The following is a 15,830-nucleotide window of genomic DNA, read 5'->3' as shown; positions in this document are numbered from 1 at the left end:
TCTTTCGCTATCCAGCAAACACCATATTTCTGCCAGACTGTTTCGCCAGGTATAAGCGCTCATCGGCATTATCGATGAGTTCTTTTCGAGATTGATTCTGCTCCGGCACCATACTGGCCACACCCACACTAATAGTAACTATATCGGCGGCACTTGAAAACTGGTGCTGAATAGCTAAATCAGCAATCACCTGACGCGCCTTTTCAGCAATCGCTTCAGCCTGTCCAATTTCGCAGTTGGGCCAGACGAAGACAAACTCCTCTCCGCCATAACGGGCCACAAAATCACCGGCTCGGTTAGAGGTTTTAGACAGGGCTTTAGCAACCGCAGTCAGACAATCATCTCCGGCGGTATGACCATAGTTGTCGTTAAATTGTTTAAAGCAATCTATATCCACCATAGCTACAGCGATGGGGTAGCCACTGCGCATTGCTCTGCGCCACTCTTGCTCAAACACTTCATCAAAATAGCGTCGGTTAGGTACTTCGGTCAGGCCATCAATACTGGCAAGCTGCTCTAACAAATCAGTTTTTTGTTTTAACAATACCTGATTGCGCACCCGCGCCCGCACCAATGCCATATTAAAAGGTTTTGTGATGTAATCAGAGGCCCCCATGGTTAAGCCCAGCACTTCATCTTCATCACTGCATTTACTGGTGGAGAAAATAATAGGTACTTTTTGAGTGCGCCTGGAGGTTTTTAACTTGCGACAAACTTCATAGCCGTCCATATCAGGCATCACGATATCTAAAAGCACCGTGTCCGGCATCTCGGCTTCGGCAATTTCCAATGCTTCAATACCAGAACTAGCCTGCAAAATGCGGTAATCATTTTGCAAGCCATGAGCCAGAATTTCTTTGTTGATGAAGTCATCATCAACAATCAGCACTATTGGTTTACTTAAATCTGTCGCCACATATTTGCCTTATCAGGATTAGTCTACAGGTGCTCTTCAGCAAATTCAGCCAAGCGGCTACGAACCACACCATCAAGATTAACTGTAGCACTTCCTGAAAAATTCTTAAATTTTTCCACCAGATATGTCAGTCCTGAAGTCACCGGCGTCAGGTAATTACTGTCAATTTGCGCCAGGTTACCTCCGCAAATGAGCTTGGTCCCCTCACCGCAACGGGTGATAATGGTCTTCAATTGCGAAGCCGTCAGGTTTTGTGATTCATCAAGAATAACGATGGCGTTCTGAATACTGCGGCCGCGCATGAAATTCACAGACTTAAACTGAATATTGGCCTTTTCCATAATGTAACTCATGGAGCCTTTGGTATTCTCATCGTTTTTGTGCAGTACTTCCAGGCTATCGGTAATGGCCGCCAGCCAGGGCGTCATTTTCTCTTCTTCAGTGCCGGGTAAAAAGCCAATGGACTCTGCAATTTCAGGGGTGCTACGGGTCACGATAATCTTATCGTACATGTTCTTTTCTACCACCATTTCCAGTGCGGCAGCCAGGGCCAATAAGGTCTTACCTGAACCTGCTGGGCCGGTTAAGATCACCAAGTCAATGTGAGGGTCCAGCAAAGAATGTAATGCCATCGCCTGCCCGATATTTTTTGGTGATATTCCCCAGGCACTTTTACCCATCAGGCGCTCATAACCCATGTCCAATACATCCAGGGTATCATCGCTGACAGATTCGACAATACCCGCAAAATGGTCAGTATCATCCAACAGAAACTCGTTAACATAGGCCTCGGGTAAAACCGACCTACTGATAGAATGAATAGTATCACGTCCTTCAGTGCGACTTTCTACAGACTCAACCTTGTCCCAAAAATCCCCTTCAAAACGATGATAGCCACGACTCAGATACTTGATATCACTGACCAATTGGTCGGTGCGATAATCTTCAACTTTCGCTAAACCTGCCCCTTTTGCTTTCAGGCGCATATTAATGTCTTTGGTGACTAAGACCACAATCCGTTCTGGGGTATGTTTCTGTAGATACAACGCCGCATTAATAATGCGATTATCATTTTCTTTGCTGGTGAAGCGCTCTTCACCAGAGGGCAGATGATGGTCAGCAAAAATAGACAACTTACCTGTGGGAGCCGCGTCGCCAGCCGTCAGTCCCACCAGAGATACACCGTTGGTCATATCTTCCGGGGTGGCTTCGTGCAATATATCTTCCATTGCACGAATACTGACTCTGGCGTCTCTGGCGACGTCCTTTTTACTGTCTTTGATGTAATCCAGCTCTTCCAGTACGGTCATGGGAATAACGACGTCGTGCTCTTTGAATGAAAGAAAAGCCAAAGGTTCGTGCAAAAGAATGTTGGTATCTAAAACGTATAACTTGGAAGCAGAGGTTGTTTTTTCAGGCATTCGCCACTCCGTTTATGTAACCATGGGCTATGACTCACTGCCTTTTGGTGTTTTTAAATGCAGTCAGCCTGGTCATTCGAACCCACCGCAGGAAGCAGTGTTGTTCACGGAAGCATTGCGTTAACAAAGTTAAAATTCGCAACGCATCACACCCTCACAATAGAACACTTTTAGCGGACATTCACCTGTTTTTAGCAATAAAAAAACAGTACGCTCAAAGAATAACCAGTTGCAGCAAAGCCAAACTGGTGGCCGGGCATAACTTCCTGTAGAATCCCGCGCCCGCTTTGCTAAAGTTATTAGATAAAGAGAAACACAGAGATTTACATGGCAATTCAAGAACCACCCGCGCTGGGTCAACGCTGGCTAAGTAACGCTGAAGTCGAACTGGGATTAGGCACTATTGTGGCCCTGGACGAACGCACCGTATCCATATTATTCCCCGCTTCGGGTGAAAGCCGCAATTACGCACAAAAAAATGCACCTATTACGCGAGTCCGGTTTTCTGTTGGCGACACCGCTATGCATCACGAAGGCTGGCAGTTCAAAGTTGAAGACGTCAGCGAAGCCAACGGCATTCTCGAATACCACGCCATCCGAGTTGATAACGGTGAGGCGGTCAGTGTCAAAGAGACCTTCTTGTCGCATGACTTTGTGTTGACCGAACCCCAGGACAGACTACTTAACGGTCACTACGACGGTCCTCGCTGGTTTGACATGCGCAAGCAGTCGATTGTTCATCGTCACAATCACCTGACTTCCCCGCTATTGGGTTTTCTGGGTGCGCGAGTTTCTTTGATTCCCCACCAGTTGCACATTGCAAAAGAAGTGGGACAACGCATCGCACCACGGGTACTACTGGCTGACGAAGTGGGTCTGGGCAAGACCATCGAGGCAGCGATGATCATTCATCAACAACTCCTTACCGAGCGGGCTCATCGAGTGCTTATCGTAGTGCCTGACAGCCTGGTCAATCAGTGGTTGGTGGAAATGCTGCGCAAGTTTAATCTCAGCTTTGCTATTTTTGACGAAGAGCGCTGTGAATCTCTGGCAGAGGAAGGTGGCAATCCATTCGATTCCGAGCAATTGGTACTGTGTAGTCTTAACTTCCTCACCCACAACACACGCTATTTCCAACAGGCCTCTGAATCAGAATGGGATCTGTTGATCGTGGACGAAGCCCACCATCTGAAGTGGTCACCGGGCAATTCGTCTCAGGAATATCAGGTAATTGATGAGTTAGCGCGCAAGACTAAAGGCGTTTTGCTGTTGACCGCAACCCCTGATCAATTGGGCCACGAAAGTCATTTTGCCCGTTTGCGGTTATTGGATCCAAATCGTTTCCACGATTACAGCGCCTTTTTAAAAGAAGAGCAGGAATACGCGCAACTGGCTGAAACCGTCAGTGCCCTGTTAGGCTCAGCCATGTTAAATCAAGAGCATTACAGCCAGCTGCAAAGTAAATTAACTGATTTAGAGTACAATCTGGATGCGCTTAATGCAGACCATAGTCTGCGGGAACAGTTGGTTACCGATCTGCTGGACAGACACGGAACCGGCCGGGTGCTATTCAGGAACTCCCGTAAAACTATATCCGGATTTCCCAGCCGTTATCTCAACTCCAGCCGCCTGGATGAGCCAGTTGAATATGCTGAGAACAGTGATATTCCCAAGCTAAAAGCCCATATCACACCAGAAATCTATTACGCAGGAACCGATCTCTGGACGGAAATTGACACCCGGGTTAACTGGTTCCTTGAGACCCTGCAAAACCTCAAAGGCGAAAAGGTACTGACCATTTGTGCCAATGCCATTACCGCCCTGGATCTGGCCGAAACCCTGCGAGTTAAAACCGGTATGCGAGCAACGGTTTTTCACGAGGGCATGAGCATTGTTGAACGAGATAAAGCCGCCAATTATTTTGCGCAAAGCGAAGACGGCGCTCAGGTACTGATCACCAGTGAAATCGGCAGTGAAGGTCGAAACTTCCAGTTTGCTCATCACCTTGTTCTGTTTGATTTGCCATTAAACCCGGATTTGCTGGAGCAGCGCATTGGTCGCCTGGATCGCATTGGCCAAAAACGCGATATTCAATTGCACGTCCCCGTATTTAGCAGTTCCGCACAGGAAGTCTTACTGCGTTGGTTTGATGAAGGTCTGGATGCCTTTAGCCACACCTGCCCTATCGGTGCCACCGTGTACGACGAGCAAAGTGAACAAATTGAAACCTGTTTATTTGAACCAGAAGATTCGGCGTCACTGGACAAGTTACTCAATGAAACCAAACAAATTCGCACTGAGTTACTGGCAAAACTGGAACAGGGCCGCGACAAACTGTTGGAGCTCAACTCCTCCGGTATCGGCAAGATAGAAGCCTTTGTGGAACAACTAGAAGACTCGGATCAGTCACCGACACTGGAGCGCTTCATGACCCAGTTGTTCGACACCTTAGGCATTTTACAGGAAGAAAAGGACGACCATTGTTATCTGTTAACACCCACTGAGTCTATGGTTAGCCATTTGCCGGGATTGCAAGATGAAGGCATGACCATCACCTATGAACGCGACACAGCAACACACCTGGAGCATGTGCACTTTATTAGTTGGGATCATCCATTGGTACACAACGCCATTGATATGCTGCTGGCCGATGTGCACGGCAAATCCTCAATGGCCTTTACTGCCGATAAAAAGTTTCCAGCCGGATATTACTGGCTGGAATGCTTGTTCGTGTTGTCTGCTAAAGGCGACCGCAGTCTGCAGCTAAATCAGTATTTTCCCGATACCCCCATCAGTTTTTCAGTCAGTGCCAAAGCGCAGGAAGAGGACACCTTCTTCCCGTTGCTGGACAAGGTGCCAAGAAAAATCGGTAGTCAACTACTCAAGGCGCTGTCAGGGCAATTTCAAAAAACCCTGCAAATGGCAGACAAAATTGGCAATGAGAAAGCCGCTAAGGTTAAAGAAAGCAAATTGAACGCCATCGAAAACCGTCTAAATGCTGAGATTACTCGTCTGAAAGCGCTGCAACAGGTAAATCCCTCAGTCAGGGAAGATGAAATCGTCAGGCTTACAGAGCAACGTGCCGGCTTATTGCAGGCAGCAGAAAATGCCCAGTTGCGCTTAGAGGCCGTTCGGGTTGTAGTTAACAACCCTTAACAGAGCGAAATAGATTGGCACTGTTAAATTACAACCCACCGCAAAGCCCCTGGCTTAAGATCCTTTACCAGGATGACGACATCCTGGTTTTGGACAAACCCAGTGGCTTACTATCTGTTCCGGGTAAACAGCCACAGCACAAAGACAGTCTGCAATTACGAGTTATGCGGGTATTCCCCACCGCGACTGTGGTGCACCGTCTGGACATGGCGACCTCGGGTATTATGCTGTTTGCCCTGAACAAGCCAGCCCATAAACATATCGGCTTGCAGTTTGAACGGCGTCAGACTGAAAAGCGCTACTTTGCCCGTATTTACGGCTCGCCAGAACAACCTGATGGCAGCGTTGCTTTGCCTCTAATCTGTGACTGGCCTAATCGCCCTAAACAGAAAGTGGATAACGAAAACGGAAAAAGTGCCCTGACCCACTGGAAAGTGCTGCACCGGGATAACGACTGGTCTTTGGTGGAGCTGAAACCCGTGACCGGCCGCTCACATCAGTTACGCGTTCACATGTTAAGTATGGGTCATCCCATTCTGGGGGACAGGTTGTATGCGCATGAAACCGCACTGGCAATGGCCCCAAGATTACAGCTGCACGCCGGCGAGCTGACCATTCGTCACCCGGTCACTGAGCAGGTTATCACTTTTACGTCTAAGCATCCGTTCGAATAGGTTCTGCTGTTAAAAAAAGTTAAGTCTTATCGTAAAATGCGGATAACCTAGCAATAGCCAATAAGAATTTGATTAAGTGCGATTATTTCCCCTTGTTCTGCTACTACTGCTAAGCCTGCCGTATTCCACTGACGCCCTGAGTCAGGAGCATATTGACGATCTGCAAAAGTTAAAGTTGGACGTAGAGCGCAGTATGCGACCTGAGACTTTCAGAACCCTGTTATTGGGCGAAGAAGAAACCGTGGTGGTGATTCAGGAATCTAACCAGGCACTATCTAAGGGCGCGGCTATCTTAGTGGCAGAAACCGGTAAAAATGGCGCCAGTGAGTCAGGTCTTGCTGCATTGGCACCATTTCTTAATGATTTTGGCTGGACCACCATTTTAGTCACCGCTCCCTCGCTGGATTATGACTCAACTGAAGAAAACAATGATGCCCCTGAATCTAACGACGCAGCGGCAGCCAGTGCAAGTAATGATCCCAATAACTTGCCACCACCAAATCAACGCATCCCCTCCTACACCAGTACCCCGATTATTAGTGAGACTCTGTTCCAACAGCAGGAGCAAGATTTTCAGATACTGATGAATGCCGTGGAGCAAGAACGTCAAAATTATCCGGGCTTTTCGCTGGTAATAGCTCAGGGCACATCTGCGGCATGGTTAGCTAAACTGTACGGCGATGAACAATTGCCGGAACCTGATGCCATTGTCACATTGGGAGTCAACTGGCCACAACATGATCTGAATATTCTGGTGCCACGCATCCTGGCCCGTACCCCGATTCCGGTTTTGGATATCTACAACCAATTCGACAGCGACTGGACACTTAACACCGCTAAAGAGCGCAAAGTGGAAGCCATCAAATCCCTCAAGCTGCATTATCGGCAACGAGAAATCATTGGTCAGAGAGTCTCCCGCCAACAGTATGAATACCTTGCCCGTGAAATTCACGGCTGGCTCACCTATATGGGCTGGTAAGCGAAGAATTCCGATATTGCGCAAATAAAAAAAAACGAGTTTTCAAATACATAACCAACTGGTTAAAAGCCTGGCAGGCAAAATTTTTTGATTCGGCTATACTCATGGGGAATTAAAAAGAGATGTCAATTAAGCAGTGACCACCAACGTAGACAACTTTATCGAAGCTAAAGCACCACAACTGGCCTATTATGTAAGAGCTTTTTGGGAGCGTCGCATCCCCTATTCAGAAGTGGATTTATATTTCTGGGATACGATGGAAGAATGGTCTCAGATAGAGGCCTGCAGCCATGAGCCAGCCAGCCAAAAAGAACGCGTATTTTGGCATCTGCTTCATCAACTGCATTTCTGGAACGAAGATAAACTGCTTACTGACCCCTACCTGCACTCTGAACTAAAAATTTGTGTCGACTACCTGGAAGGCGCTGGCCAGTTTCCACTGGATTGTGTTGGCGTTCGTCCCTGAATCCGCCTTCAAAGAGTATTAGCACAAGGCAATCTGACAACACTCCTTCAATTCCTGAGTCAAACCATTACTCCAAAAGAACGTGCTCATCTGTCACGCTATTCTGATAACGGCTTTCAACTAATATCTCATTTGCATCTTTTAATACAATAAGAGACTTTAATGCCTTGAGTTTATCTTCCTGATTATCGAGGTAAGCCGTCGCGATTTGTTTGCCTATCCAATACCCTAAATCAGAAGGTCTGCCGTCAGCTGGCGTACCATACATCCATGGATACAATTTATGTTGATGCATAACAGGCATAAATTCCGCCCAAAGACTTGCTTCATGGTGTTCGCCATATTCAGCACGAACCAGTTCTAACGTACTTTTTTGTTCTGCAGCTAACTCTGCTACAAGATCTGCTATTCCCTCAATTAATGAAAGTTCAAGCAAGGTGAAGTTCAAATCCGTTCTGGTTGACATGCGGTATTGATAGACATGCACAATTTCGTGAGCAATATAATCAAGCATGACCCTGGAAGCTTCCTCAACTGTTGATGCTTGCTGACAAATAACCTCCAATGCCAACGCTATCCCTTGGGCATTAGCGGTTCCACCGGTATTATTAGCGCCAAATACAATGTTTACCGAAGGCACTACTGGCTGGTTTAAAAACCTGGCAACTTTATGCATGGTATTCATCGCCGCAGATTGAATATTAATCGCAACCGGTAAACACAGTTCTGCGGCTTTCTGATACACCTCAGGGTGTTTGTTAACGGCAGTCAGAATACTATCAGCATCTTTAAATCGGTGTCTAAGAATGGACAACCCGTCACTCTCAACCGACAAATACTGCTGTTGTATATCCTCTGCTGTTAGCGTTTTTGTTGTCTTGATAAGTTCACTAAATCGCTGCGCATCACCAATGTGATATTCTGATGCTGCCAGGTTGGAAATACTCAGCAGCGCAGTAAAACACACTCCTGAAATAAGCTTACTCAATCTCTTATCTAAACTTGTCACTCAAATTCTCCAAACAAAAATACAAGCTTTTGGTGTGGTTAAGATACGCGTTTTGTTTAGACATTCGTCCTATCCGATAGATTAGGACGAAAAAGTTTGCTTTATTTCAATTATGTTCGTGCATCCTTGATTTAAACTGTGAGGGGGTCATACCGATAATTTGTTTAAACACCAGGTTAAAGGTGCTTTTTGACGAAAAGCCGCTTGCCATGGCCAAGTCTAATACCCTTTTTTCTTTAGGGGCGGTTTTAAGCAATTCGCAAAAATACTTAACCCTGTATTCATTTACATATTGATAGAAATTCTTACCTGCTTCTTTGTTTAGCGTTTCAGATAGATGGTGAGTGCTAATAGAGAGCATTTCTGCCAGCTCAGAAAGAGTTAGGCCATTATTTAAAAATGGCTGTTGATTATCCATTAATTGATTAACTTGCTCGAGCATCAAGCCTCTGGTTGAAGAAGGTACACTTCTTTGCTCTTTGTTATTTGCACTTTCTTTTTGTACCACTTCATGTAAGGCAACAATCTGGAAACGCCTGGGGTTATGCCAATGGAATAATGACAGTAGTAAAATGAATAACACAAAAAACAAGTCGCTAATCAGAGCCAGTGAATCGATACCACCGAACAGTTTAGACACTAATTCCAGTAGCCAAATTAGACTATTTAACACCAGTATTTTCAGTAGATGACTAAATATTTGAGGATTAAAGTCCGATAAATTGTCGCTGGCCTGACGATTAAACTTAGCCAAAAGCAAACCGCTTCGCACCAGATAAATCAATGCCTGGCTATAAACAACAAGTAAAGTAAGTGTATTTAGAACTCCCTGTGGAGAACCTGTCTCCATGAGTAATAACAACTCAGCTTGGGAATAGGTGACTACCTTTGCATTTAACGCTAAGCATATGAGCAGCGGTAGAAAGTGGAGACTGTCAGAGCTCTTCAATGGTTGCATGGTTATAGATGTTCGTATGTATAGATACATAAAGACACCAAAGCACGCAGGAATATACGCCCCCCAAATAAACACATAGATAAGAAACGTGGACGTCGCCTTACTTAAGACTAACGGCGTTATGACATAATAGGCTAAACCTATGCACCATATTGCCAACGTATAACTAGCGCTATTGGGGCGCTTATTTGACAGCAGTAATCCAGCTAAAAATAACGAATTAAAGGCGCTAATAACAAAAAAATATTCTTGTAGGGTATACATGACTAGAGACGTGTTGACCTTTGCATTTTAGCAAGCTCTTTTAATGGATCGACAACAAAAGTAACTGCAGTAAAACCAGAATTGTAACCAATAGCGACTTTTTGCCTTATCTGCATTGATTTGCGCGCCATAGCATGATCCAATAGCAGCACAAAAACAACAAGAAGCAGCCCCCTTGTCGCATTTTTTTTCGCAATTTAAAGCCTATCATGATCGTCGAATCCTGACGGTATTTTTATTTGGTATTGCCAGTGGCTACCCCTGGGTCATGATCAGCTCCGCCATGACTGCCTGGCTGAAAGAAGAAGGCCTATCCCGAACAGCAATAGGACTGTTTAGTGTCATTTTCGTGGCCTATTCCATTAACTTCTTGTGGTCACCGCTATTAGACAGGCTCAAACTCCCCTGGTTGGGTTTGCGACGCGGCTGGATCCTCACTATGCAGCTTTGTATCATTGTCGCCTGTTGCTTTTTGGGGCAGCTACAGGTGCAGGAGCAGCTCTATTTAATGGCAGTAGCAGGTTTATCAATTGCGATTGCCTCCGCAACCCAGGATATTGCCATCGACGCCTACCGCATTGACATCATAGATCAACAGGAAAAAGACAAGTTATCTGCCGCCTCAGCTATGGCTACCGCCGGTTGGTGGACGGGATACGGAGGCCTTGGAGCGATTCCGTTTTTTATCTCAGATTGGTCTGGCTGGACCTGGGGGGAAATCTACTTTGTGCTGGCCGGCATCATGGGGCTATTGTCTATCGCGGTATTTTGGGCGCAGGAGCCACAAGTAAATCGCCAGGCGTCGCAGCAATTAGCGGTCAGTTATTACGAGCAACGCATTCAGGGAAAACAATTACAGTCCCTGAGAAAGTTGGGGATCTGGTTACTGGTCACCATAATAGAGCCCTTTAGAGAGTTTTTCGCCCGCAATGGCTTTCGTTTTGCTCTGTCCATTTTGGCCTTTATTTTCTTATTTAAGATGGGCGAAGCCTTCTTAGGTCGCATGTCGGTGGTGTTTTATAAAGAAATCGGCTTCAGCAATACCGATATTGGTACCTACTCCAAATTATTGAATTGGTGGGTAACGCTGTTTTTTGCGGTATTGGGAGGTCTGGTCAACATTCGCTATGGTATCTATCGCGGTCTGATGATCAGCGGCATCACCATGGCAGCCAGTAATCTGATGTTTTCCTTGATTGCCGTAGTGGGGCCAGATAAAACCCTGTTTGTGGCCGCTATTTTCGTAGACGGCTTTACTTCAGCCTGGTCTTCAGTGGCAATGGTGGCCTTTATTTCACTGATGTGTAATAAAACGTTCTCAGCGACGCAATATGCACTAATGGCTTCACTTGGCGTCTTAGGCAGAACTTTCCTGGCCTCTTCCAGTGGTTTTATTGTGGATTCGATGGATGGCAACTGGGCGGCATTCTTTGTACTCACAGCCGTCATGGTTATCCCCAGTTTGATCTTTTTGTGGAGTATCCGGGATAAGATCCATCAGCTTGAAGCTCGTCGGGATGAGGTAGCAACCTAAACATAACTGATTTGCCGTTAACAATGTTCGCTTAAAGTGCAACTCAATAGCGCATAGCATTGAAAGTAGAACTGATAAGGAACTGATAAGCGGACAGCCATTGTTAAATGATTGTAAAAGCTGATATAAGTCTTATAGTTACCCAACAATAATAGAAAAATAAGAAAAACCTTGTTGTTAAATATCCTGTCTCGAAAACAAAGCTTGTTGACTTGTTTACTGTTACTTTGCAGCTTGTCACTAAAAGCCAAAGAGTTATTAATATTAACCGAGCCTCTGCCGCCCTATCAGTATGTGAATGAGCAGGGTGAGGTTGTGGGTACAATGACTGAACAGGTCAATAAGTTATTAACCCTGTCGGGGGTTGAGGCTGAAATCATTATGATGCCCTGGGCCAGAGCTTTCGAGACTGCTCTGAGACGGCCTGACACCTTGATTTTCTCGTTATTACGCAATGAAGAGCGCGAACAATTGTTGGAGTGGATTGCACCATTAGGCACAACCGAAACCTATCTTTATCAACTCACCAGCAAACCTGAGATTACCATTACCGAGTTGGAGCAACTTAAAAAGCCCCATATTATTGCGATAAAACGCGATGACATTACCGCGCGCTTGCTGCAAAAGGAAGCCCCCAAAGCCACCTTCATCGTGCAAACCAACACTCAAGACAATATTAAAATGCTCATGATCGGCAGAGCGGATTTAACACCGGCAAGTGTGGAACAAATGGAGTTGTTTTGTCAGAACTTAAATTGTTCACTTAGCGATTTTCGCCCGGTTATCAGGCTCAGGCAGTTAGGAAAAACCCTCTACCTAGCCGCCAATAAACAGACTAATTCGGCGTTACTCGACAAGCTCAAAGTAGCAGCTAAAGAGTTATAATGGAACTGGTATAAAACAGGTTATTGGCTAACAATAACCCGATTGCGGCCCGATTCTTTAGCTTCGTAAAGCCCCTGATCGGCTTTTTCTACCCACGCCATATATTCACCGAACGAGGAGTGAAATTCTGCCAGTCCAATACTGACCGTAAATTCAATGGTATGCTCTTCATATTCAACCGGTAAATACTCGGCTAACTTGCGAATGCGTTCTGCCACAATCTGGGCACTTTTAACATTGGTATCAGGCAGGAGAATGGTGAACTCTTCACCGCCATAACGCCCGGCAATATCTGTTTCCCGAATGGCCTTAGCAATGATTTTTGCCAGCATTTTTATGGTTTTGTCACCCGCCGGATGCCCGTAATTATCATTGACCTTTTTAAAGTGGTCGATATCCAGAATCATCATGGTTGCAGGACCGCCGGTGCGCATGGCGCGTTTAAATTCCGCATCACACATTTCTTCCCAGTAGCGACGATTATACAGGCCGGTTAAACCATCGATGCGACTGATCTTTTCCAGTTGCTTATTGGCGCTTTCAAAACGCAATTTACTGATGGCTTCATCTGTCACATCATAAACCACGATACAAATTTGGTTTACCTCACCCGACAGCGAAGTCAGTGGAAAAATAGTGATGTTTTGATACATCAATTCAGTGGCAGAAGTAATAGGACGGTAGGCTTCAAATTGGAACAGATGCGGTCGCTGCTCCCAAATAATAAAAGCCGGGCTTTTCAACTTAAACACCGGGTCAGTTTTGCGTCTGAACCAGGCGGCATCAATTTCCGGAAACATATCAAATAATGACTTGCCCCGCACTTTTGCCGGTGACATGCCACTGTGGCTTTCCATAAACTGGTTCCAGATCTCGATTTCGAAATCGCGATTTACCACCGCAATGCCCACTTCGATAGAGCCTAACAAATCGTGCTTTAAATGCAGATCTTCTAATTCAGCTAATACGTTAGACATGGCTCAGGACTCCACCAGATTAACCAGTTTTTTGAAGATAATTTCCATCGCTTTGTCCGGAAACAGCAACATCAGATCGAAATGAATATCCTGATGCTCAATGGAATAAGCAATTTCAATCGCCACCACTTTATTCCATCGACTCACACTATTATTCAATAACCCCTCCAGATCACAGTGACGACCGAGAATCATCGGATGGTTTTGCCCAAACTTAACATGCAATTGCTCTGATAATGCATGCAGACAAGCTCCGATCAGGATATTAGAAATATCCATTAAGGCTTCCAGCTCGATTTGCTCTGTCACCGACGCCTGATCATACTTTAGCAAACGCACCATATTGGCGAAGTTTGAGTCGTTAAACAGTAGCAATGCTTCGCCGTTGATACCGGCACTGATAAAGCCCTGAGAAATAGCAGAGATAGAATCGCTCTGCTGAATTTCTGCAATAGCCATGTGCAATTCTGTGGATTCAATGATGTTGACGTTGGGAATAGGCAGTTCAATAAACACGTCCAGCAATTGCGCCAGCTTTTCACCTGCTTGTCCCATTGCAACATTAGCCATCTCACGATAGGCATCCAGTTTATCGATGGATTTTTCAGGAGTAGTAATCGTAGCTGGCTTCGAGGGGGAAGCATTTCCGGAATATATGCCGCAACCAGACAGGATTTCATAGAGCTTAAGATTGTCTATGGGCTTGCGAATGAATTCCAACGCGCCCATATCCATCATACGTTTGCGAGCTTCCGGCTGCACATCACCAGAAACCACAATCACCTTCACCGGTAGCTGTTGTTGTTGGATCTGCAACATGGTTTGATAGCCATCCAGTACCGGCATATTTAGATCTAAAAACATCAGTTCAATTGTGCCAGAACAGATGATGTCCAGAGCTTCCTGGCCATTGGTGGCATACTGAATATCGACATCCCACTGCTCGGGGATGGAACGTGCCATTTGCTTCCTTGCAAATCCGGAATCATCACAAATTAGAATGGGAGTTGTCATTCTTGCTCTATACCCTATCTGCCCGAATGAAAATCGGTGCATTTCACTGCGCGTGAATTAGTTGTTATTCTTTTCGCTCACTGCCTCCGGGATAAATAGTTATCCCAACTCTAAAGCGAGGCTTGTCATAGTGTCCAGCATAGTGAAGGCTGAACAATATCTCAATATAAACTTAAGTATAAGTGAAACATAAATTTTTCCATAATTGCTCACCAGGCAATCAGGCTTTGAGCAAATACTACACAACGGCATCGTCAGCAGAGTAATTTTTCTGTGCATTTTTATTGGGATTTAAAGCAGCCCTGTTAAACTAGAGCAAAATTTTGAATAAGGCAGCTCATGGACCAATATCTCAACTTATGTCAGCGCATCATTGATGAAGGTGTTTGGATAGACAACAAACGCACCGGTAAAAGGTGTCTGACGGTGATAAATCATGATCTGACTTACAATGTTGGCGCAGGAGAATTTCCCCTGGTGACCACCAGAAAGAGTTTCTGGAAAGCCGCAATTGCGGAAATTATTGGTTATTTACGCGGTTATGACAACGCCGCAGACTTCAGAAAAATTGGCACCAAAACCTGGGATGCCAACGCCAATGAAAACCAGGCCTGGCTAAACAACCCTCATCGCAAAGGCGAAGACGATTGCGGCTTTATATACGGCAAGGTAGCCCGCAATTTCCCCAAGCCTGACGGAGGGAGCATTGATTTACTGAAGCAGATTGTCGACGACCTGTCTAAAGGTGAAGATAATCGGGGTGAAATCCTGACATTTTACCATCCGGGAGCGTTTCACATGGGGTGTTTACGGCCCTGTATGTACAGCCATCACTTTTCAATTCTGGGCGATACCCTACACCTGAACAGCACACAACGCTCTTGTGACGTGCCGTTGGGATTGAATTTTAATATGGTTCAAGTGTACGTACTACTGGCATTGATGGCACAAATCACCGGATTAAAACCGGGAATGGCCTACCACAAGCTAGTGAATTGTCATATTTATGAAGATCAACTGGCACCGATGCGGGACATTCAACTTAAAAGAACGCCGTATCCCTCACCAACAATAAAGATCAATCCCGATATCAAATCACTGCAGGACATTGAAACCTGGGTAACTCTGGATGATTTTGAACTGGAGGGGTACCAATATCACCCCGCCATTCAATATCCGTTTTCAGTTTAGGACTGTTATAAAAATCGAAGAATTAATTCAGACTTGATGATTTTGATTTTCGCCACTGCCAGGCTTTTCGGTAAACACCATGCGAAATAGCAGATAGCCAATCCAGTTGAACAGCAATGTGGCTAGTAGCCATATTGCTTTATTGGTTCCGAAAGCCCGTTTTGACTTTATCACCAAAATGATTGGCAACAACCAAAATACAAACACCAACAGCAGTTGAAAAATACTAATTCCGACCATCAAATAATCCTTTTATGTTTATCTCCAAAGTAGTTAGCATGCTACCATGAATCAACGAAGAAAGGCGCAATAAATTCACCTTCTCACCCTGTTAAATAAATCAAGGTAAAAGATGCTAGGATTGGGGCCCAGGGCAAGATCGCGAA

At 45.4% G+C, this 15,830-nt stretch carries 14 protein-coding genes; 7 read left to right on the top strand and 7 right to left on the bottom strand.

Annotation, left to right across the window (positions count from 1 at the left end):
* Nucleotides 1-7: 7 nt before the first annotated feature.
* Together ACXAD8_RS21560 and ACXAD8_RS21555 are read right to left on the bottom strand one after the other, a co-directional pair.
* Nucleotides 8-916, bottom strand: coding sequence for a diguanylate cyclase domain-containing protein (locus ACXAD8_RS21560; RefSeq protein WP_475232325.1), 909 nt, complete (start codon nt 914-916; stop codon nt 8-10).
* 23 nt (nt 917-939) lie between these two features.
* The gene (locus tag ACXAD8_RS21555; protein WP_475232323.1) at nt 940-2,337 is read right to left on the bottom strand and encodes a PhoH family protein; all 1,398 of its coding nucleotides are present in this window, start codon (nt 2,335-2,337) and stop codon (nt 940-942) included.
* A 327-nt stretch (nt 2,338-2,664) separates the two neighbouring features.
* On the opposite strand from ACXAD8_RS21555, the gene rapA reads away from it, so the two are divergent.
* The 4 genes from rapA to ACXAD8_RS21535 all read left to right on the top strand — a co-directional run bounded on the left by rapA (nt 2,665) and on the right by ACXAD8_RS21535 (nt 7,612).
* Nucleotides 2,665-5,493 (top strand): RNA polymerase-associated protein RapA, encoded by a 2,829-nt coding sequence (rapA, locus tag ACXAD8_RS21550; protein WP_475232322.1) that lies wholly within the window; start codon nt 2,665-2,667, stop codon nt 5,491-5,493.
* A 14-nt stretch (nt 5,494-5,507) separates the two neighbouring features.
* Nucleotides 5,508-6,167, top strand: coding sequence for a bifunctional tRNA pseudouridine(32) synthase/23S rRNA pseudouridine(746) synthase RluA (rluA, locus tag ACXAD8_RS21545; protein ID WP_475232320.1), 660 nt, complete (start codon nt 5,508-5,510; stop codon nt 6,165-6,167).
* Between the two features lie 76 nt (nt 6,168-6,243).
* A complete protein-coding gene (locus ACXAD8_RS21540) occupies nt 6,244-7,146 on the top strand; it encodes a DUF3530 family protein (RefSeq protein WP_475232319.1) in 903 nt (300 codons plus the stop codon).
* 136 nt (nt 7,147-7,282) lie between these two features.
* Complete coding sequence (locus ACXAD8_RS21535) at nt 7,283-7,612, top strand: hypothetical protein (protein ID WP_475232317.1); 330 nt, start codon at nt 7,283-7,285, stop codon at nt 7,610-7,612.
* 67 nt (nt 7,613-7,679) lie between these two features.
* On the opposite strand, the gene ACXAD8_RS21530 is transcribed toward ACXAD8_RS21535, so the two are convergent.
* Together ACXAD8_RS21530 and ACXAD8_RS21525 are read right to left on the bottom strand one after the other, a co-directional pair.
* A complete protein-coding gene (locus ACXAD8_RS21530; RefSeq protein WP_475232316.1) occupies nt 7,680-8,621 on the bottom strand; it encodes a DUF2268 domain-containing putative Zn-dependent protease in 942 nt (313 codons plus the stop codon).
* A gap of 106 nt (nt 8,622-8,727) precedes the next feature.
* Nucleotides 8,728-9,579 (bottom strand): helix-turn-helix domain-containing protein, encoded by an 852-nt coding sequence (locus ACXAD8_RS21525; RefSeq protein WP_475232315.1) that lies wholly within the window; start codon nt 9,577-9,579, stop codon nt 8,728-8,730.
* A gap of 439 nt (nt 9,580-10,018) precedes the next feature.
* Between ACXAD8_RS21525 and ACXAD8_RS21520 the strand changes: the two genes are divergently transcribed.
* Both ACXAD8_RS21520 and ACXAD8_RS21515 read left to right on the top strand, forming a co-directional pair.
* Complete coding sequence (locus ACXAD8_RS21520) at nt 10,019-11,377, top strand: AmpG family muropeptide MFS transporter (RefSeq protein ID WP_475232313.1); 1,359 nt, start codon at nt 10,019-10,021, stop codon at nt 11,375-11,377.
* A gap of 171 nt (nt 11,378-11,548) precedes the next feature.
* Entirely contained in the window at nt 11,549-12,262 is a 714-nt protein-coding gene (locus ACXAD8_RS21515) for a substrate-binding periplasmic protein (RefSeq protein ID WP_475232312.1), read from the top strand.
* Between the two features lie 20 nt (nt 12,263-12,282).
* Here the strand turns inward: ACXAD8_RS21515 and ACXAD8_RS21510 are convergent, their stop codons facing one another.
* Both ACXAD8_RS21510 and ACXAD8_RS21505 read right to left on the bottom strand, forming a co-directional pair.
* Nucleotides 12,283-13,239 carry a sensor domain-containing diguanylate cyclase gene (locus tag ACXAD8_RS21510; protein ID WP_475232310.1) on the bottom strand — a complete coding sequence of 319 codons (957 nt, stop codon included), beginning with the start codon at nt 13,237-13,239 and terminating at the stop codon, nt 12,283-12,285.
* Between the two features lie 3 nt (nt 13,240-13,242).
* Nucleotides 13,243-14,253, bottom strand: coding sequence for a response regulator (locus tag ACXAD8_RS21505; RefSeq protein ID WP_475232308.1), 1,011 nt, complete (start codon nt 14,251-14,253; stop codon nt 13,243-13,245).
* A 339-nt stretch (nt 14,254-14,592) separates the two neighbouring features.
* Here ACXAD8_RS21505 and ACXAD8_RS21500 point away from each other — a divergent pair, with 339 nt between their 5' ends.
* Nucleotides 14,593-15,444: a thymidylate synthase gene (locus ACXAD8_RS21500; protein ID WP_475232306.1), complete on the top strand. Its 852-nt coding sequence runs from the start codon at nt 14,593-14,595 to the stop codon at nt 15,442-15,444.
* 27 nt (nt 15,445-15,471) lie between these two features.
* Here ACXAD8_RS21500 and ACXAD8_RS21495 read toward each other — a convergent pair whose 3' ends face one another.
* On the bottom strand, nt 15,472-15,684 hold the full coding sequence (locus ACXAD8_RS21495; protein WP_475232304.1) for a hypothetical protein: 213 nt from the start codon (nt 15,682-15,684) through the stop codon (nt 15,472-15,474).
* Between the last annotated feature and the right edge of the window lie 146 nt (nt 15,685-15,830).

This window comes from Planctobacterium sp. AWH2_060, from assembly GCF_056158425.1.
The sequence above is the reverse complement of the archived record's forward strand: the minus strand, read 5'-3'. Positions and strand labels throughout refer to the sequence as shown.